This window comes from Aerolutibacter ruishenii (assembly GCF_007830115.1).
Classification (GTDB): domain Bacteria; phylum Pseudomonadota; class Gammaproteobacteria; order Xanthomonadales; family Xanthomonadaceae; genus Aerolutibacter; species Aerolutibacter ruishenii.
The window spans coordinates 141,269-158,786 of record NZ_VLKP01000005.1 but is presented as its reverse complement, the minus strand read 5'-3'; the positions used below and the strand labels follow the sequence as shown (position 1 = coordinate 158,786).

Sequence of the window (17,518 nt, the reverse complement as noted above, 5' to 3'; positions counted from 1 at the left end):
GCGGTTACGCCTTGTCTTCCCCGGGCTTCTGCTCTTCGTCGGGCTCGGTCCTGGCAACGGTTTTCTCATCACCGTCTGGCAGCGCGTCAAACAGCCCGCCGGTCTTGGGCACGCCCGTCGCCGTGGGCACGGATTCCTCGGCCACGATGTCGGCCTCGATGCTGGCCGGCTCAGGACGGGTGGCCACAGGTTCCACAGTCTCCGTGGAGGCGACGACCGACGCCGCTTCCGCGGCGATCGGCGCGGGTTCGACCACCGCGACCACTTGCGGCGAGATCACCTCGGGTTCGACGACGGTCGGCTGGACGACATCTGCTTCGACCAGGGTGGGGGCGACGACTTCCGCAACCACCGGATCGACGGTCAGCGACTCCACCGGGATGGATTCGACGGTGACGGGCGCCTCGCCTCGCGCAGCCTTGTCCTGCGGCGTGGACTCGACCTCCGGCACCTGGGCCTGTGCCACTTCGGCGGCATCGGCCACGGCGACAACCGTGGTCGTGGCGATCGCCGGGGCGACGGCCGCAGTTGCAACCGGTGCAGCAGGTGCCGCTGGCTTGGCCGGTGCGGCGGCGACGTCGTCGAAATCGAACTCCGGCTGGGAACGGTTGGCGGCCGGGGCCGTGGACTGCCCCGCAAGCCCCGCGTCCAGTTCTTCATCATCGTCGGCCAACAGGTCGTCGTGAGTCGCCTCATCGGCTCCCACGGCGGCACCTTCGCCTCCGCGACGGCGACGGCGTCCGCCGCGACGGCCGCGACGACGACGCCCCGTGCCTTCGCCGTTGGCATCGCCTTCGGCGGGGGCAGTCGCGGCATCGTTGATCGTGTCAGCCAAGGGAGCCGACTCGATCGGGCTGGTGGCATCAGTGCCGACGACCACGGCAGTCGCCGCCGTCACCGCGCCCGCGACTGCGGCCGCTTCGACGGCCGGTTCTGCCTTGGGCGCGGACGGCTTCGGCTGCTCGCTGCGCGGGGGGCGCTGCCCCTGCGGCTGGGCGTCCTGCGCAGGCTTGCGTTCTTCGGCCTGCGCCTTGGGCGGCTTGGGGGCGTTCTGCTGCTTCTGCTGTCCTTGTTGGCCCTGCTGTCCCTTGGGGGTCTGCGCCTGCTGCTTCTGGCCTTGTGCCTGCTGCCCCGGCGCATTTCCGCCGGCACCCTGCTGGTTGCGGCGCTGCTCGTCGCGACGCCCTTCGCGGCCTTGCTTGCCGCCGCGCTCGCCACGTTCACCCCGATTCTCGCCACGGCCATCGCGTTGGTCGCGCGCTGGCTTGCCGCCGCGCTCATTGCGGCTCTCACCGCGGCCACCGCGGGTGTCACGGGCCGGTGCCGGTGCGACCGTGATCGGCTGGCTGCCGCGGAAGAAGCGCAGGATGCGCTCGACCACGCCGATGGAATGGGTGGGCGCGGCCACGGGTGCGGGCGCGGGGGGCGCCGCCGGCACGGGCGACTCCACCTCACGCGGCTCGCGCAGCGGGGCGGGGCGGTCGTGCTTGACGTTGGTCACCGCCGGCGCCGCCGGGATGTTGAGGTTGGCCTTGGTCAGCGCGTGGGTCGGCAGCTTGCGCGGCGTGCCACGGTGGTAGCTCGGCTTGCTGCTTTCCTCGCCCAGTTCGTTCTCGCGGATGCGCGTGACTTCGTAGTGCGGCGTGTGCAGCTGCTCGTCGGGCACGATCACGATGGGCGCGTCGTGGCGCTTCTCGATCTCGCTCAGAGCCCGGCGCTTCTCGTTCAGCAGGTAGCTGGCGATTTCCACCGGAGCCTGCACCAGCACCTGGCCGGTGTTGTCCTTCATCGCGTGTTCTTCGGCGAGGCGCAGGATCGACAGCGACAGCGATTCGACACTGCGCATGCGGCCGTGCCCTTCGCAACGCGGGCACACCAGCTGGCTGGACTCGCCCAGCGACGGACGCAGGCGCTGGCGGCTCATTTCCAGCAGGCCGAAGCGCGAGATGCGGCCGATCTGCACGCGCGCACGGTCCTGCTTGAGCGCGTGGGCCAGGCGGTTTTCCACCTCGCGCTGGTGCTTGTTGGACGACATGTCGATGAAGTCGATCACCACCAGGCCGCCCAGGTCGCGCAGGCGCATCTGGCGGGCCACTTCCTCGGCGGCTTCCAGGTTGGTGTTGAACGCGGTTTCCTCGATGTCGCCGCCCTTGGTGGCGCGTGCCGAGTTGACGTCCACCGCGGTCAGCGCTTCGGTCTGGTCGATCACCAGGGCGCCGCCCGACGGCAGGCGCACTTCACGCTCGTAAGCGCCTTCGATCTGCGATTCGATCTGGAAGCGGTTGAACAGCGGTACGTCGTCGGTGTAATGCTTGAGCTTGCGCTTGTTGTGCGGCATCACCTGCTCGACGAACTCCAGCGCCTCGGCGTACATCTCCGGCGTGTCGACCAGGATCTCGCCGATGTCCGGGCGCATGTAGTCGCGCAGGGCGCGGATGATCAGGCGGCTTTCCTGGTAGATCAGGAACGGCGCCGGCTTGCTCAGCGCGGCATCGGTGATGCTCTTCCACACGCTCAGCAGGTAGTCCAGGTCCCACTGCAGCTCTTCGGCGTCACGGCCCACGCCCGCGGTGCGGATGATCACGCCCATGTCGTCGGGGATGTTCAGCACGTCCATCGCGCGCTTGAGCTCGGCGCGGTCCTCGCCCTCGATGCGGCGCGACACGCCGCCCGCGGTGGGCGAATTGGGCATCAGCACCATGTAGCGGCCGGCCAGCGAGATGAACGTGGTCAGCGCCGCACCCTTGTTGCCTCGCTCTTCCTTGTCCACCTGCACGACCACTTCCTGGCCTTCGCGCAGCAGTTCCTTCAAGCCCGCCTTGTTGTGGTCCACGCCCGACTGGAAGTAGTCGCGGGAGATTTCCTTCAGCGGCAGGAAGCCGTGGCGGTCGCCGCCGTATTCGACGAAGGCGGCTTCGAGGGAGGGCTCAAGACGGGTGATCTTGCCCTTGTAGATGTTGGACTTTTTCTGTTCCTTGGCCGGCTGTTCGATGTCGATGTCGTACAGGGTCTGGCCGTCGACGATGGCCACGCGCAGTTCTTCCGCCTGCGTGGCATTGATGAGCATTCGCTTCATTGCTGCGTTCCTCGCGCGCTTCACCCCGCCCGAAGGCAGGCACGCGGAACGCCATGGCGTTTCGCCTCTGGAACTCCGTTCCGCCGTCGCGGCGTTGCGTCCTGCAAAGCGGACTGCACCTTGCGCGCCGATGGAACCTAAAATTTCCAGCGCTACAGCACCACGGCATGCCGCGGGAGCGCTTGTTGTTGCTTTCCAAGTTGCGGGCCGGCGACGCGAACGTCGCTCGGGGCGGCCGGCGACAGCGCGCGGCCGGAGCCGCTTGCGTCGCACGGGTCGTGTTCACTTCCAACCGGTATGACCCGGAGGGCGAGGGCGGGTTCCGCCGGGCCGACGCTGCTAACATGGCTGCCCCGAGGGCAGGGGTCAGGCACGGACCGGAATCGCGGGGAGGGGCTTTCGGCCCCAGTCTGCCGCAGTTGGCCGGCGCGCAATGCCCGGCTCTGCAACTCCCTGCGAAATCAAAACCTTATCTCGCTTCGCGAGTGTATCAGATAACACCTGCCGATGACCCATCCCAAGATTCCCAAAGGCCCGGCTGACGGGGCCGCCGAGGCACGTGCCGGGGCCCGCATGGTGCGCGTGCCGGACGACCGGGATGGGCAACGGCTGGACAACTTCCTGCTGGGACAGCTCAAGGGTGCGCCCAAGTCATTGATCTACAAGCTGGTTCGCTCCGGGCAGGTGCGGGTCAACGGCGGTCGTGGCAAGCCCGAGCGTAAGCTTGCCGGCGGTGACGAGGTGCGCATTCCGCCGCTGCGTCTGCCCGAAGAGGGTGAAAAGCCGACCCCGCCCAAGGGCTTCCTGGACGCCATGGAAGCCTCGATCGTGTTCGAGGACGCTCGACTGCTGGCCATCAACAAGCCCTCGGGCGTGGCCAGCCATGGCGGCAGCGGAATCAGTTTCGGCGCCATCGAGACCCTGCGTGCGCTGCGTCCGGGGCAGACGCTGGAGCTGGTCCACCGGCTGGACCGCGACACGTCCGGGCTGCTGATCATCGCCAAGAAGCGCTCGGCCCTGAAGGAGATGCAGGGATTGATGCGCGAAGAGGGCGGCATCAGCAAGCGCTATCTGGCGCTGCTCGCCGGCCGCATGCCCGATGGGGTCATGACCGTGGACGCGCCGCTGCACATCGGCCTGCGCCAGGGCGGCGAACGCCACGTGCAGGTGCACCGAGACGGCAAGGCCTCGCTGAGCCACTTCAAGGTGCTGGAGCGCCGCGGCGGGCAGTCGTATTGCGAAGTGCGGATCGAGACCGGGCGCACCCACCAGATCCGGGTGCATGCCCAGCACATCGGCCACCCGGTGGCGGGCGATGACAAGTACGGCGATCCGGCGGTCAACAAGCGCCTGCGCGAGCAGGTCGGGCTGAGGCGGCTGTTCCTGCACGCGTCCTCGTTGGAGTTCGCGCTGGATGGCGGCAAGGTGCCCTACGCGCTGACCGCGCCCTTGGCACCGGAACTGCTGGACGTACTGGACCGGCTTGGCTGAGCCGTTGCCCGGGCGCGCCGGGAGCCAGGCGGCGCGCGAATGACCTAATGCCGCCCCCGGTCGTAGGGTGCATGGGCAGACGGCGCAACGCCTGTTGCCAGGCAGCCCGGCTGATTAGCCTTGGAGGCTTTCGCTCTCGGTCCCGGGACAATCTTCGGGCATTTCAGCCGGCGGGGTGAACTTCACCGGGACCTGCAGCTTGGCGGTGGTTGGCTGGCCGTTGCGGGTGGCAGGCCTGAACTTCCAGTTACGCACCGCCGCCTCCGCGGACGCGTCCAGCGCCGGGACCTTGCTGGTGCGTGCGACCCGGATGTCGGTCGGCGTGCCTTCCGGACCCACCGTCACCAGCAGTTCCACCGAGCCACCCACCTGCGAGCAGGCCAGGTCCAGTGGGTAGTCCGGTGGCGAGGTGTCCACGGCAATGAGGGCCGTGGGCGGGATGAAGTTCTCGTCGGCCTGGTGCGAGGGGCGCTGGCAGCCCGCCAGCAGGGCCGATACGGCCAGCAGGCCGGCGGTGGAGACGGCAGCGTGGATGGCGAAGGTGCGGTTCATGGCGTGCCTCCTGGGTGTTGTCGGGGTCAGCGGCTGCGTCGCTCAGCCCACGAGGGCTTCGGCCTTGGCTGCGCAGATGAAGTCGTTCTCGCTCAAGCCACCTACGTCATGGGTGGAAAAACGCACCACGCAACGGTTGTAGTGTACGCCCAGGTCCGGATGGTGGTCCTCGCGATGGGCTACGAACGCCAACGCGTTCACGAACGCCATGGTCCGGTAGTAGTCGTCGAACTGGAACGTTTTCACCAGCGCGTGGCCATCCTCGGCCAACTCCCAACCGGGCAGTTGCGGCATGAATTCGCGGATGCTGGCCGGCGAAAGTCGGTGCTCCACGCCACGGCGAGCGATGCAGTGGGCGTTGGCGAGGGGGACGAGGTCGTTCATGCGGGCTCCTTGCAGCGCGGGCATGTGAACCGATCACATCGCGCAGGGTCATAGCGGGTTACGGATGGCCTACGCGCCACCGGACGCCGTTAGAATAGCCCCATGATCCAGATTTCCGAATCCGCCCAGGCCCATTTCCGCAAACTGATCGAGCGCGAGTCCCTGCCGGGGCTGGGCGTGAAGCTGTCCGCGGTGCATCCGGGCACCTCCAAGGCCGACGTGCGGCTTGAATTTGCCGAGCCCGCCGACCTGGGCGGTGACGAATGGGCGGTGGACTGCGAAGGTTTCACCCTGTGGCTGGACGCCGGCAGCGTCAAGTTCCTGGATGGCGCGGAGATCGATTACGAGACCCAGGCCACCGGCGGCCAGCTGCAGATCCGTGCGCCCAAGATAAAGGGGCAGGCACCAGCCGAAGGCGCGTCCCTGGTGGAGCGCGTGCGGTGGGTGGTCGAGCACGACATCAACCCGCAACTGGCGATGCACCGCGGCAGCGTCGCCGTGCAGGAAGTGACGGCCGAAGGCGTGGTCGTGCTGCGTTTCGGTGGCGGCTGCCACGGTTGCGGCATGGCCGATGTGACCCTCAAGCAGGGCATCGAGAAGACGCTGCTAGAAAAGGTGCCCGGCGTGATCGCGGTGCGCGATGCGACCGACCACGACAGCGGTGCGGCGCCCTACATCAGCCGCGAAAACGCGACGTGATCCGGGCGCGGCGCCGTTGACGAACTCCGCCGCCGCCTTCATCGAAGCCCTGCATCGCAGGTGGCGGCTCAACGCGCATCGTCACCACCCTCCCGGCGAATTCCCGGAAGGTTGGAAGATCTGGCTGCAGTCGATGTCCCAGCGTGTGGGCGCGGTTACCGGTGCTCGCCCTGAGGACGTGGTGGGCGTGCTGGTGGAACGCCCATTGCCCTTGCCGCCCGAGCGTGCGGTGTTGCTCAGCCGCTGGCAGTCATTTTCCACGCTTTGGCGTCAGCAGTGGCATCCGGCCCCGCGTGAAGAGCGCCACGTGCGCTGGGCCGCGGCCGTGTTCTCGGTACTGGTCAACCTGTTCTTTGCCGGCGCACTGGTGTGGTTGATGTACCTGCAGTTCCTCGGGATGGAGCCGCCACCGCAGGGCGAGCAGGTGGTGCAGGTGGAGTTCATGGGCAAAGGCACGCCGGGTGAGGTGGGCGGCGGCGCACCGGAGGCACCTGCGGACCCGGCCCCGGATTCGCCCGCGACGCCGTCCCGCGAGATCGCACGGGAGGCGCAACCGCCCGTTGACACTGAAGTGGACGCCGGGTCGTTCCCGGAAGTGCCGGCTCAGGTGGTTGACGCGAACTCGCCGGCCCCCGAGTTGACGGGCGCGCCGCTGGAGGTCCGCGAGCGCGAGGTGGCAGCGCCGCCGGAACCAGCAGCATCCCAGGCGCAGGCCGTGGCGGTAAGCGAACCGGTGCCGGACAGTACGGACGTATTCGTACTGCCCCCCCCGCGGACGGTGGCACCACGTCCAGAATCGGCACCCCGGGCGCTGCAGGCCAATGCGTCACAGGTGCAGGAGCGCGAGGTCGCCGCGCCCGTCCGCGCCCATGTGCCGCTGGTCGAAACGGACACGCCGGCTGCACGACCGCTGGTGGCGCGAGCGCCGCAGATGGTGGCGCGGGACGTGGTGGCACCGGTCCAAGCGCCATCGCCACGCGTGGTGGAATTGCGATCGCCCGCGGTGCGCGAACTGGCCGCGCGAACCCCTTCCGTCCGCGAACGCGAGGTACGGGCTCCGGCACCGGTCCCGGCCCAATCTTCGACGGGGCCTTCCACCACGCCTGCAGCGACGAGCAGGCAGGCGACGGCTCCAGCACGGCTGACAGCGAGCACGTCGGGGCGGGCGGCCACGTCTGCGACCGCACCGGCCTCCTCATCCTCGGCGCCCACGCCAGGAGCGGCACCGGCCGTGCGGGCCCCGGGCATGGCCTCGCCCGGCACAGGACCCAAAGCACAACCTGCGCCAGGTTCCTGGGCCACCCCGTCCCGCGCCGATGATTGGGGCGACTCGGCACACAACACGCCGGGCGGGCAGCGTGGCGTGGCACCGGGCGTGTTCAATGCCGATGGCAGCGTGCGGTTGGCAGATGGGCCGGGCTCGGCGTCCCCGGGCATGCCGCCGGGTGCCATCACCCAGGAGATTGCCAATCTTGATCGGGCGGGCACCTGGCTCAAGCGCAAGCCAACCGATTTCGAGCCGACCTCCTTCGACAAGTACTGGGTGCCCAACGAGACCCTGCTGGCCGAGTGGGTGCGCAAGAGCATCAAGGAAGTGCTGATCCCGATACCGGGGACCAACAAACGGATCCGGTGTGCCGTGGTGTTGCTGGCACTGGGGGGCGCCTGCGGGATCACCGACCCCAATCTCAACGAGCAGCCAGCGTCGGCGCGACCGCCACCGGACGTCCCGTTCAAACCGCACCTGCAGGACGACAATGGCAGCCTGCGACCCGGCCAGCCGCCGGGCGGTTGATGTTCCGCCTGTAGAACAATCGATTGCCAGTGCGCGCATTGAACAGCCTGGTGGTGGCGGCCAGACTGTGAGGCATCGCACGGGGCACCACATGCCTCCATCCCGGAGCCGGCCTCGCAGCGTTGTCGCACGAGGTGCCGCCATGGGCCATCTTTACCTGTTGCTGGGGCGCGCTGGCTTGGCGCTACTGTTGATCCTGTCCGGGGCGGGGCGAGTGTTGCACTACCCGCAGGCACAGCAGTCGCTGGAGGCGCTTGGACTACCGTCTGGGTTGATCCCGCTGGCGGTCATGCTGCAGTTGGTCGGAGGCGTGGCGCTGCTGGCGGGCGTGTATACCCGGGCCGTGGCCAGCGTGCTGGCCGTGGCGTCCTTGCTGGCAGGACTCATGCTCTACGGTGATTTCACCGACCAGAACCAGTTCATCCAGTTGAGCAAGCAGGCGGCAATGGCAGGCGGCTTGCTGATGCTGGTGGCCAGCGGCGGCGGTGCATTCAGCGTGGATGCCTGGCGGCACAAGCCGGAATCCGCATCGACGGACGATTGCGTGATCTGCGGCTAGTTCGCGTGTGCGTCGGTTTGCAGGCCCGCCGGGAACGCGGTGACTTACGGATTCCTGAAACGACTGGAGCCCGCACAGGCGGGCTCCAGATGAAGTGTGCGGCCGGGATGGCCCCTGTACGCCGGTATTACTGCAAACCCTGCAGGTCGCGCAGTTCGCCCTTGCGGGAACCGAAGTAGGCGCCAAGATCGGCGATCTGCTGGTCGGTCAGGCTCTTGGCCTGGACGGACATCAGTGCATGCTCGCGGTCGCCGCTGCGGTACTGGGTCAGGGCGTGCGCAAGGTAATCGGCGTACTGGCCGGCCAGCTTCGGGTAGCTCGGGTCGATCGGGGCGTTGCCTTCGGTGCCGTGGCAGTCGACGCACGACTGGCCGGTTGCGCCCTTGGCCTTGGCCAGCTCCTCGCCAGCGGCGATGTGGCCGTCCGGCAGGCCGGCTGAGGAGGACTTGGGCGCTTCAGCGGCGTGCGCGCCTTCGACCGGGGCATGGGCCTCTTCCTTCTTGGCGCAGCCAACCGCGGCGACACTGGCGAGCAGGGCAATGGCGAGGGCGCCTTGGACAAAGCGATGGGTCGTCATGTGCGTCAGCTCACTCACTTCAGGGTGGAAAGGAAGGCGGCGATGTCGGCGATCTGCTGGTCGCTGAAGCTCTGCGCCTGCGCCTGCATGGTCGGGTGCTTGCGGCTGCCCTTCCGGTATTCGTGCAGCGCGTTGCCCAGGTACTCGGGTGACTGGCCGCCGATCCTGGGGACGTGGAAGTTGGGGTAGGCGTTTTTGTAGCCGGTGATGCCGTGGCAGCCCATGCAGGTGTAGGCGAGGGCGCGGCCGGCTTCGGCATTGCCCTTGGCCGCGACGGGCGCGGTGGCGGCGGCCGGGGCCGCAACGGGGGTGGCTTCGGGCGCCGGGGCGTCCTGGGCCATGGTCGCGAACGCAACCGTGGTGAGGGCGAAGCAGGCGGCGATCGTCAGCAGTCGCATCATGTCGTAGTCCGCAATCTCGTGTGGCTGGCAGGGTTCAAGGCTGGTTGGGCGGGGCCCAAGGCCGCGCACAAGCGTTGGAGTATAGCCGCTACCCATGGTTTGACTGAAGTCATGGCGCACTGGCCCGGACATCTGTCCATGGCGACGGTCACCATGACCTCTGGCGCATGGTTTAGACGAACGGGTGATCTACCTTGATACAACACCGGCACAAGTGTCCGGCCCATCCCCTTATCAAGGTCACCATCATGCGTCCCATCAACCTCTCCCACGGATCCGGAATGCTGCGCGCGGGTGCGCTGTCGTTGGCATGCGCATTGGCCCTGGTGGGTTGCAAGGGCGGTAACGGAGACGCCCAGGCCAAGGCTCCGGACAAGGTCGAGGCCGAGTCGGTCCCGGTGGAAGTGGCCAAGGCCACCCGCCGATCCGTGGCCGCGAGTTACAGCGGCACGGCGCCCCTGGAGGCCCGCGGCGAATCGCAGGTGGTGGCCAAGACCTCCGGCGTGGCGCTGGACGTGCTGGTGGAGGAAGGACAGCAGGTTCGCGCCGGACAAGTACTGGTGCGGCTGGACGCGGCCCGGGCTTCGCTGCAGGCAGCGCAGAGCGCGGCGCAGATGCACAAGCTGCAGAATGAATTCGCGCGTGCCCAGCAGCTGATGGCGCAGAAGCTGATCAGCGCGGCCGACCACGACCGCATCCGCTACGACCTTGAGAACGCACGTGCGGTGAACCGCCTGGCCAATCTCGAGGTGTCGTATGCCAACGTGGTGGCGCCGATTTCCGGCGTGGTGGCCTCCAAGTCGATCAAGCCGGGCAACTTCGTGCAGATCAACACCCCGATCTTCCGCATCGTCGACACCTCGCGCCTGGAGATGGTGTTGAACGTACCGGAGCGCGAACTGGCCCCGCTCAAGGCCGGCCTGCCGGTACAACTGAAGGCCGACGCATTGCCAGGCCGGACTTTCCTTGGCGAGGTCGATCGCGTGGCCCCGGTGGTGGATTCGGGCAGCGGCACCTTCCGTGTGATCTGCTCGTTCAACGGTGAGGGCGTGCTGCAGCCGGGTATGTTCGGCCGCATCGCCATCGCCTACGACAACCGCGCCGATGCACTGGTGATCCCGCGCACGGCCCTGCTCGAAGGCGAGGCCGACACCGCGGTGTTCATGGTGAAGGGTGGCAAGTCGCAGCGCGTGCCGGTCGAGCTGGGCTACGTGGACGGCGAGTGGGTGGAAGTGCGCAAGGGCGTCCAGTTGGGTGACGAAGTGGTCGTCGCCGGCAAGAACACCCTGCGTGACGGGACGGTGGTGAGCGTGATCGGCAAGCCGGTGGCGTCCGCCAAGACCGCTACCGCCAAGCCTGCCTCCAACAAGCAGTAACTGGAGACGTTCCCGTGACGCAATCTTCGGACGCGCGCTCTTTCGACCTGGTCGAGTTCTCCACCCGCCGCCGCGTGACGGTGGCGATGGTGACCCTGACCTTCCTGCTGTTCGGCCTGATCGCGTTGAGCGGGTTGAAGGTCAACCTGTTGCCAGACCTCAGCTACCCGACGCTGACCGTGCGCACCGAGTACACCGGCGCGGCGCCGGCCGAGATCGAGACGCTGATCTCGGAGCCCGTGGAAGAGGCACTGGGCGTCGTGAAGGGGCTGCGCAAGCTCAAGTCGGTGTCCCGCGCGGGGCAGAGCGACGTGGTGCTGGAGTTCGCGTGGGGCACGGACATGGACCGTGCCGGCCTGGACGTGCGCGACAAGATGGAGATGCTGCAGCTTCCGCAGGAAGCCAAGCCACCGGTGCTGCTGCGCTTCAATCCCTCCAATGAACCGATCCTGCGGCTGGCGCTGTCGGCCAAGGGCAAGAGTGATGACCAGCGCGAACTGGTGATGCTGCGCCGCTACGCGGACGACGACCTCAAGAAGAAGCTGGAGCCGGTGGGCGGCGTCGCTGCCGTCAAGGTTGGCGGCGGCCTCGAGGACGAAGTGCAGGTGGAAGTGGACCCGCGCCGGATGGCGCAGATGGGGCTGTCCGTCGATACGGTCATCAACCGCTTGAAGCAGGAGAACGTCAACGTCTCCGGCGGGCGCCTGGAGGAAGGATCCCAGCGGTACCTGGTGCGCACCGTCAACCAGTTCGCCAGCGTCGAGGAAATGGGCGAACTGCTGTTGACCGTGCGCAGCGCGGGCAACAACGCCGCCCAGGATGCAATGTTGCAGATGGCCCGCGTGGCGGCCGCCACCGGTTCGGCCGATGCGATGGCGGCGGCTTCGGCCGCGCAGAGTGCCTCGGGCGGCGGAAACTCCGTGGTCGCGGGTGGTTTGCCCGTGCGCCTCAAGGACGTGGCCGAAGTCCGCCAGGGCTATCGTGAGCGTGAATCGATCATCCGCCTGGGCGGTCGTGAAACGGTGGAGCTCGCTGTCTACAAGGAAGGCGACGCCAACACCGTGGCCACTGCCGATGCCGTGCACGCGCGCCTGGAACAGGTCCGCAAGTCGCTGCCCGCCGACGTGGAACTGACCGTCATCGAGGATCAGTCGAAGTTCATCCGCAACTCGGTCAACGAGGTCAAGAAGGACGCGGTGATCGGTGGCGCGCTCGCCATCCTGATCATCTTCCTGTTCCTGCGCGATGGCTGGAGCACGTTCGTGATCAGCCTGTCGTTGCCGGTGTCGATCATCGCCACGTTCTTCTTCATGGGCCAGTTCGGGCTGGGCCTGAACGTGATGTCGCTAGGCGGCCTGGCGCTGGCGACGGGCCTGGTGGTGGATGACTCGATCGTGGTGCTGGAGAGCATCGCCAAGGCACGCGAGCGCGGACTGGGCATCCTGGATGCCGCCATTACCGGCACCCGTGAAGTGGGCATGGCCGTGGTGGCCTCCACGTTGACTACCATCGCCGTGTTCCTGCCATTGGTGTTCGTCGAGGGCATCGCTGGGCAGCTGTTCCGCGACCAGGCGCTGACCGTGGCGATTGCCATCGCGATCTCGCTGGTCGTGTCGATGACGCTGATCCCGATGCTGAGCTCGCTGAAGGGGCGTGCGCCGCTGGCATTCCCGGAGGAGCCGGCGCAACCGGGCTGGGAGCCGGAAAAACGCTGGCAGAAGCCGCTTGCGGCGACCGGCCGCGGGCTGGGTTGGGGCGTGCGCAGCGCGTTCTTCGGCCTCGCTTGGCTGGTGATCCGCGCGTGGCGTGGAATCGTCGCGGTGGTCGCACCGGTGATGCGCAAGGCCAGCGACCTGGCGATGGCGCCTTACGGCCGCGCGGAACGCGGCTACCTGCGCCTGCTGCCTGGTGCGCTGCAGCGCCCGAAGATGGTGCTTGCCGGATCGGCCGTGGCCTTCCTGCTGGCGCTGGCCGCGTTGCCCATGCTGGGCACCGACCTGATCCCGCAACTTGCGCAGGACCGCTTCGAGATGATGGTGAAGCTGCCGCCCGGCACGCCGCTGGGCGATACCGACGCCGTCGTGCGTGACGTACAGGTCGCACACGCCAAGGAGCCGGGTGTGCGTGCGATCTACGGATTCAGCGGCACGGGTACCCGCCTGGACGCGAGCCCGACTGAAAGCGGCGAGAACATCGGCCGCCTGTCGATCATCATGGAAGGCGGCGGAAGCGAGGCGGTCGAGGCCGCCACGACCAACCGCCTGCGCGAAACGATGAAGCACCATCCAGGTGCGCAGGTGGACTTCCGCCGCCCCGAGCTTTTCAGCTTCTCCACGCCGCTGGAGATCGAACTGCGCGGACAGGACCTGGAAGAGATCCGGGCGGCGGGCCAGAAGCTGGCCGGACTGCTGCGTGCCAACCCGCACTACACCGACGTCAAATCCACGGTTGAGCAGGGCTTCCCCGAAGTGCAGATCCGCTTCGACCAGGTGCGCGCGGCCGCATTGGGCCTGACCACGCGCCAGCTTTCGGACGCGGTGGTGCGACAGGTGCGCGGCGAGGTGGCGACCCGTTACAGCTTCCGCGACCGCCGCATCGACGTGCTGGTGCGCGCGCAGGAAAACGAGCGTAATTCGGTGGAGAACATCCGTCGTCTGGTCGTCAACCCGGGCAGCGCCCGGCCGGTGACGCTGGACGCGGTGGCCGACGTGGTCGCGACCACCGGTCCCAGCGAGATCCACCGTGCCGACCAGGTGCGCGTGGCCGTGGTGTCGTCCAACCTCAACGGCATCGATCTGGGCACGGCGGTGAAGGAAGTCGGCGACATGGTGGAGGCCAACCCGCTGGGTGCCGGCATCGGCATGCACGTGGGCGGGCAGGGCGAAGAACTCGCGTCCTCGCTGCGCTCGTTGCTGTTCGCCTTCGCGCTGGCGGTGTTCATGGTCTACCTGGTCATGGCCTCCCAGTTCGAATCGCTGCTGCATCCGTTCGTCATCCTCTTCACCATCCCGCTGGCGCTGGTGGGGGCGGTGCTGGCCCTGCTGGTCACCGGCAACTCGATCTCGGTGGTGGTGTTCATCGGCCTGATCCTGCTGGTGGGCCTGGTGACCAAGAACGCGATCATCCTGATCGACAAGGTCAACCAGTTGCGTGAGACCGGCGTGGCCAAGCGCGACGCTTTGGTCGAAGGTGCCCGCTCGCGCCTGCGCCCGATCGCCATGACTACGCTGTGCACGCTGTTCGGCTTCCTGCCGCTGGCGATTGCCGTGGGCGAGGGCGCCGAAGTGCGCTCGCCGATGGCCATCACGGTGATCGGTGGCCTGCTGGTGTCCACCCTGCTCACCCTGCTGGTGATCCCGGTGGTCTACGACCTGCTGGACCGCCGCTCCGAGGAATACTGGCTGGAGCGCGGCCGTCGCGCCCGCCAGGCACGTTCCGAGAACGAAGGCGCCATCGCGGCGGATGCGGGGATGGCCGGATGAGCATCGCCGAACTCAGCATCCGCAGGCCCATCACCACGGTCATGTTCTTCGTGACCCTGGTGGTGGTGGGCCTGCTCGCCGCGATCCGTTTGCCGCTGGAGGCCTTTCCCTCGGTCTCCTTTCCCGTCATCTTCATGCAGATGCCTTACCAGGGCTCAACCCCGGAAGAGGTGGAGCGCACGCTCGTACGGCCTTCGGAGGAGGCGCTTGCCACGCTGCCGGGCATTCGCAACATCCAGAGCACCGCAACGGCCAACGGCGCCAACATCATGGTGCTGTTCAGCGACTGGGAGCGCGACGTCAAGATCGCCGCGTCCGAGGCGCGCGAACGCATCGATGCGATCCGCGATGAATTGCCGGATGAGCTGACGCGCATCTTCGTGGGCAACGCCAGTACCGACGACGAGCCGGTGCTGGCAATCCGCCTGGCCAGCGAGACGCTGGACCTGTCCAAGTCCTACGACCTGATCGATCGCGAGCTCAAGCGGCGCATCGAACGCGTGCCTGGGGTGGCACAGGTGCGGGTCTCGGGCGCGACCGCCAACGAAGTGGAGGTGGCGATCGACCCGCAGCGGTTGAGTGCCCATGGGCTTTCGCTGGACGACCTCAACCGGCGCCTGCGCGACCTCAACTTCTCCGTGTCGGCGGGCCAGGTCACGGACGGAGGCCAGCGGCTGCGCGTGCAGCCAGTCGGCGAGCTTGAATCTCTGGAACAATTACGTGAACTGGTGTTGTCGGGCAACGTGCGCCTGGGCGACGTGGCCGAGGTGCACCTGAAGCCCGCGCGCAACGAGATGGGCCGCCGCCTGGACGGCCGTCCGGCGGTCGGCCTGGATGTGTTCAAGGAACGTAGCGCCAACCTCGTGGATGTCTCGCGACAGGTGCTGGCCGAGGTCGAGCGCATCCAGAGCGAGCCTTCGATGCAGGGCATCCAGGTCAAGACCATCAACGACCAGGGCGCAGTGGTGACCGACTCGCTGCTGGAACTGGCCGAAGCCGGCGCCATCGGCCTGATCCTGTCGGTGATCGTGCTGTACTTCTTCCTGCGCCACTGGCCGTCGACGCTGATGGTGTCGCTGGCCATCCCGATCTGTTTCATCATGACCCTGGGCTTCATGTACTTCGCCGGGGTCACGCTCAACATCCTGTCGATGATGGGCCTGCTGCTGGCCGTGGGCATGCTGGTGGACAACGCGGTCGTGGTGGTGGAGAGCATCTACCAGGAGCGCGAGAAAAACCCAGGCAATCCCCGCCTGGCGTCGATCCTGGGCACGCGGCACGTGGCCATCGCGCTGTCCGCCGGTACGCTGTGCCACTGCATCGTGTTCGTGCCCAACCTGTTTGGCGAGCGCAATATCCTGGCGATCTACCTGTCGCAGATCGCCATCACCATCTCGGTGTCGTTGCTGGCCTCGTGGCTGGTGGCGGTGAGCCTGATCCCGATGCTGTCGGCGCGGTTGAAAACGCCGCCGGCGCTGACCGCGCGCACCGGCGTCATCCACCGGTTGCAGGACCGCTACGCGAAGCTGCTGCACTGGAGCCTCGCGCATCGCGGCAAGAGCCTGCTGGGGGTGGCCCTGATGGTCGCCATCAGCGTGGCCCCGGTGATGTTGACCAAATACAACATGTTTGGTGGTGACGAGGAGGCCGAGACGCAAATCGGCTACCAGTGGAACGGCAGCTACACGGTCGAGCAGATGTCGGCCGAAGTGGCGCGCGTGGAGGATTTCCTGGACGCGCGGCGCAAGGACTACCACATTACCCAGATCTACTCCTGGTTCAGCGAGCAGGGATGGGGTGGCACCCGCGTGACATTTGACGAAGGCTACAAGGGTGAGTTGAAGCCGCTGGTCGACCGGATCAGCCGCGAACTGCCCAAATCGGCGCGGGCCAGCCTGATCGTGGGGCAGCAGGATGGCGGCGGCGGTGGCGGCCCACCGAAATCCGTGCAGTTCCGGCTGGTGGGCGACTCCACCCAGATGTTGAACGACATCGCCCGCGACATACTGCCGGTGCTGGAGCGGCGTCCGGAGTTGCGCGACGTGCGCGTCGACACCGGTGATCGCAACCAGGAAGTCCAGGTCCGCATTGATCGCGAACGTGCCGCCTCCTTTGGCTTCACCACCGAGCAGGTGGGTACCTTCGTCGGCATGGCGCTGCGCGGTGCACGGCTGCGCGACTTCCGCCGTGGCGACACCGAGGTGCCGGTATGGGTCCGTTTCGCCGGTGCCGAACAGTACGGCGCCAGGGAACTGGCGTCCTTCACCGTGCGCGCTACCGATGGCCGCCAGGTGCCGCTGCTGGCGATGGTCGACGTAGTGCCGGGCGAGGCTGCAAGCCAGATCCGCCGCATCAACCGCCAGACGACGCTGACCGTGGAAGCTGCGCCCGATGGCAAGACCACCATGCCGGAGGCGCGCAAGGCGGTGGAGGAAACGCTGAAGTCGATCACGTTCCCTGCCGGTTACAGCCACACCTTCGAGACCTTGCAGTTCTTCGACGAGAGCCAGATGGTCACACAGATGATCTTCAACCTGCTGATCGCGCTGGTGATGGTCTACGTGGTCATGGCCGCGGTGTTCGAGTCACTGCTGTTCCCCTCGGCGATCATGTCGGGCGTCGTGTTCTCGGTATTCGGCGTGTTCTGGTTGTTCTGGCTGACCGGGACCGAGTTCAACATCATGGCCTTCATCGGCATCCTGGTGCTGATGGGCGTGGTGGTGAACAACGGCATCGTGATGGTCGAACACATCAACAACCTGCGCCGCCGTGGCCTGTCGCGGACCGAGGCGCTGGTGGAGGGCTGCCGCGAGCGCCTTCGCCCGGTGCTGATGACCATGGGCACGGCGATCCTGGCGATGATTCCAATCGCGATGTCGCAGGGCACCGGTGATGGCATCGCCTACGCCCCGATGGCCCGTGCGATCGCCGGCGGCCTGGCCTTCTCCACCGTGGCCACGTTGCTGTTCCTGCCCACCGTGTACGCCATCCTGGACGACATCGGGCATGGCAGCGGTGGTCTGCTGCGCCGCGCACGCCGCAGGAAGGGTGATGCGCCTGTTGGTGCATCGGTCGCCGCCCTGTCCGTGAAGTAACCACCATATCCACCAGCCGCCAAGCTCAGCT

Annotated in this window: 12 protein-coding genes; 7 read left to right on the top strand and 5 right to left on the bottom strand. The window is 67.3% G+C overall.

The window, feature by feature from the left end:
• Positions 1 to 4: 4 nt before the first annotated feature.
• A complete protein-coding gene (gene rne, locus IP93_RS07545) occupies positions 5 to 3,076 on the bottom strand; it encodes a ribonuclease E (RefSeq protein WP_144813953.1) in 3,072 nt (1,023 codons plus the stop codon).
• A 507-nt stretch (positions 3,077 to 3,583) separates the two neighbouring features.
• Between rne and IP93_RS07540 the strand changes: the two genes are divergently transcribed.
• A complete protein-coding gene (locus tag IP93_RS07540) occupies positions 3,584 to 4,567 on the top strand; it encodes an RluA family pseudouridine synthase (RefSeq protein ID WP_144813950.1) in 984 nt (327 codons plus the stop codon).
• 114 nt (positions 4,568 to 4,681) lie between these two features.
• On the opposite strand, the gene IP93_RS07535 is transcribed toward IP93_RS07540, so the two are convergent.
• Positions 4,682 to 5,119: an energy transducer TonB gene (locus IP93_RS07535; RefSeq protein ID WP_144813948.1), complete on the bottom strand. Its 438-nt coding sequence runs from the start codon at positions 5,117 to 5,119 to the stop codon at positions 4,682 to 4,684.
• Between the two features lie 42 nt (positions 5,120 to 5,161).
• A complete protein-coding gene (locus IP93_RS07530; RefSeq protein WP_144813945.1) occupies positions 5,162 to 5,503 on the bottom strand; it encodes a 4a-hydroxytetrahydrobiopterin dehydratase in 342 nt (113 codons plus the stop codon).
• A 102-nt stretch (positions 5,504 to 5,605) separates the two neighbouring features.
• Between IP93_RS07530 and IP93_RS07525 the strand changes: the two genes are divergently transcribed.
• From IP93_RS07525 to IP93_RS07515, 3 genes are all read left to right on the top strand, one after another.
• Positions 5,606 to 6,202: an NfuA family Fe-S biogenesis protein gene (locus tag IP93_RS07525; RefSeq protein WP_144813943.1), complete on the top strand. Its 597-nt coding sequence runs from the start codon at positions 5,606 to 5,608 to the stop codon at positions 6,200 to 6,202.
• A gap of 16 nt (positions 6,203 to 6,218) precedes the next feature.
• On the top strand, positions 6,219 to 7,997 hold the full coding sequence (locus tag IP93_RS07520) for a hypothetical protein (protein ID WP_144813940.1): 1,779 nt from the start codon (positions 6,219 to 6,221) through the stop codon (positions 7,995 to 7,997).
• 142 nt (positions 7,998 to 8,139) lie between these two features.
• Complete coding sequence (locus IP93_RS07515; RefSeq protein WP_144813937.1) at positions 8,140 to 8,556, top strand: DoxX family protein; 417 nt, start codon at positions 8,140 to 8,142, stop codon at positions 8,554 to 8,556.
• A gap of 127 nt (positions 8,557 to 8,683) precedes the next feature.
• Here the strand turns inward: IP93_RS07515 and IP93_RS07510 are convergent, their stop codons facing one another.
• The gene (locus tag IP93_RS07510) at positions 8,684 to 9,133 is read right to left on the bottom strand and encodes a c-type cytochrome (protein ID WP_144813934.1); all 450 of its coding nucleotides are present in this window, start codon (positions 9,131 to 9,133) and stop codon (positions 8,684 to 8,686) included.
• A gap of 14 nt (positions 9,134 to 9,147) precedes the next feature.
• Positions 9,148 to 9,531 carry a c-type cytochrome gene (locus tag IP93_RS07505; protein WP_144814217.1) on the bottom strand — a complete coding sequence of 128 codons (384 nt, stop codon included), beginning with the start codon at positions 9,529 to 9,531 and terminating at the stop codon, positions 9,148 to 9,150.
• A gap of 251 nt (positions 9,532 to 9,782) precedes the next feature.
• On the opposite strand from IP93_RS07505, the gene IP93_RS07500 reads away from it, so the two are divergent.
• From IP93_RS07500 to IP93_RS07490, 3 genes are read left to right on the top strand one after another with little or no spacing between them, the layout of a single operon-like run.
• On the top strand, positions 9,783 to 10,910 hold the full coding sequence (locus IP93_RS07500) for an efflux RND transporter periplasmic adaptor subunit (protein ID WP_144813932.1): 1,128 nt from the start codon (positions 9,783 to 9,785) through the stop codon (positions 10,908 to 10,910).
• Between the two features lie 14 nt (positions 10,911 to 10,924).
• Entirely contained in the window at positions 10,925 to 14,392 is a 3,468-nt protein-coding gene (locus tag IP93_RS07495; protein WP_242006797.1) for an efflux RND transporter permease subunit, read from the top strand.
• Positions 14,389 to 17,487, top strand: coding sequence for an efflux RND transporter permease subunit (locus tag IP93_RS07490; RefSeq protein WP_144813929.1), 3,099 nt, complete (start codon positions 14,389 to 14,391; stop codon positions 17,485 to 17,487). Before IP93_RS07495 ends, IP93_RS07490 begins: the two co-directional genes overlap by 4 nt.
• Positions 17,488 to 17,518 lie beyond the last annotated feature (31 nt).

What these genes read in the sequence shown, in the direction of transcription:
- rne (WP_144813953.1), bottom strand. Translation starts at nt 3,076, where the DNA reads ATGAAGCGAATGCTCATCAATGCCACGCAGGCGGAAGAACTGCGCGTG.
- IP93_RS07540 (WP_144813950.1), top strand. Translation starts at nt 3,584, where the DNA reads ATGACCCATCCCAAGATTCCCAAAGGCCCGGCTGACGGGGCCGCCGAG.
- IP93_RS07535 (WP_144813948.1), bottom strand. Translation starts at nt 5,119, where the DNA reads ATGAACCGCACCTTCGCCATCCACGCTGCCGTCTCCACCGCCGGCCTG.
- IP93_RS07530 (WP_144813945.1), bottom strand. Translation starts at nt 5,503, where the DNA reads ATGAACGACCTCGTCCCCCTCGCCAACGCCCACTGCATCGCTCGCCGT.
- IP93_RS07525 (WP_144813943.1), top strand. Translation starts at nt 5,606, where the DNA reads ATGATCCAGATTTCCGAATCCGCCCAGGCCCATTTCCGCAAACTGATC.
- IP93_RS07515 (WP_144813937.1), top strand. Translation starts at nt 8,140, where the DNA reads ATGGGCCATCTTTACCTGTTGCTGGGGCGCGCTGGCTTGGCGCTACTG.
- IP93_RS07510 (WP_144813934.1), bottom strand. Translation starts at nt 9,133, where the DNA reads ATGACGACCCATCGCTTTGTCCAAGGCGCCCTCGCCATTGCCCTGCTC.
- IP93_RS07505 (WP_144814217.1), bottom strand. Translation starts at nt 9,531, where the DNA reads ATGCGACTGCTGACGATCGCCGCCTGCTTCGCCCTCACCACGGTTGCG.
- IP93_RS07500 (WP_144813932.1), top strand. Translation starts at nt 9,783, where the DNA reads ATGCGTCCCATCAACCTCTCCCACGGATCCGGAATGCTGCGCGCGGGT.
- IP93_RS07490 (WP_144813929.1), top strand. Translation starts at nt 14,389, where the DNA reads ATGAGCATCGCCGAACTCAGCATCCGCAGGCCCATCACCACGGTCATG.